Annotated in this window: 1 protein-coding gene; it reads left to right on the forward strand. The window is 74.4% G+C overall.

Annotation, left to right across the window (positions count from 1 at the left end; translation table 11 throughout):
* Positions 1–1,025: PEP-utilizing enzyme (locus tag ACH4B3_RS34330; protein WP_398469731.1), on the forward strand; the 1,025-nt coding region annotated here is incomplete at both ends.

Genomic DNA, 1,025 nt, shown 5'->3' on the forward strand with positions numbered 1-1,025 from the left:
ATGGAGACAACGCTGCGGGGCGTCGGTGTGAGCCACGGGGTGGCGATCGGCGAGGTCCGTCACATGGGCACGGCCGTGCTGGAGCCGCCGGCGAAGCAGATCCCGGCCGAGGACGCCCCCCGGGAGCAGTCACGCGCCCGGCAGGCGGTCCGGGCGGTGGCCGCGGATCTGGTGGCCCGGGGGAACCTGGCGGGTGGTGAGGCGCAGGCGGTGCTGGAGGCGCAGGCGTTGATGGCGGCGGATCCGGAGTTGCTGGCGGATGTGGAGCGTCGGGTGGCGGTGGGGTCGACGGCGGAGCGTGCGGTGTTCGACGCGTTCGCGTCGTACCGGGCGTTGCTGGCGGGTGCGGGGGAGTATCTGGCGGGGCGGGTGGCGGATCTGGACGATGTGCGCAACCGGATCGTGGCGCGGTTGCTGGGGGTGCCGATGCCGGGGGTGCCCGACAGTGACGAGCCGTTCGTGCTGATCGCGCGGGATCTGGCGCCGGCGGACACGGCGTTGCTGGATCCGGCGCTGGTGCTGGGGTTCGTGACCGAGGAGGGGGGTCCGACCAGTCACAGTGCGATCCTGGCGCGGGCGCTGGGGGTGCCGGCGGTGGTCGCTTTGCCGGGTGCGTGTGAGTTGGCCGAGGGGGTGGTGGTGGCGGTGGACGGTGGTACCGGTGAGGTGTTCGTCGGTCCCGGCCCGGAGCGTCGGGAGCGGTTGGAGCGGGTGGCGGCGGAGCGTCGTGCCGCGCTGGCCGCCTCGCGTGGTCCGGGGGCGACCTCGGACGGGCACCGGGTGCCGCTGCTGGCGAACATCGGTGGTCCGGGGGATGTGGCGGGGGCCGTGGAGGCGGGGGCGGAGGGGGTGGGGCTGTTCCGGACGGAGTTCCTGTTCCTGGACGATCACCGCACCGCTCCGGGGCTGGAGGTGCAGGCGGGGGTGTACCGGGAGGTGCTGGAGGCGTTCCCCGGGGGCCGGGTGGTGGTGCGGGTGCTGGACGCCGGGGCGGACAAGCCGCTGGACTTCCTCACCCCCGCCGA

The organism is Streptomyces sp. NPDC018031 (assembly GCF_044327625.1).
Lineage (GTDB): Bacteria > Actinomycetota > Actinomycetes > Streptomycetales > Streptomycetaceae > Streptomyces.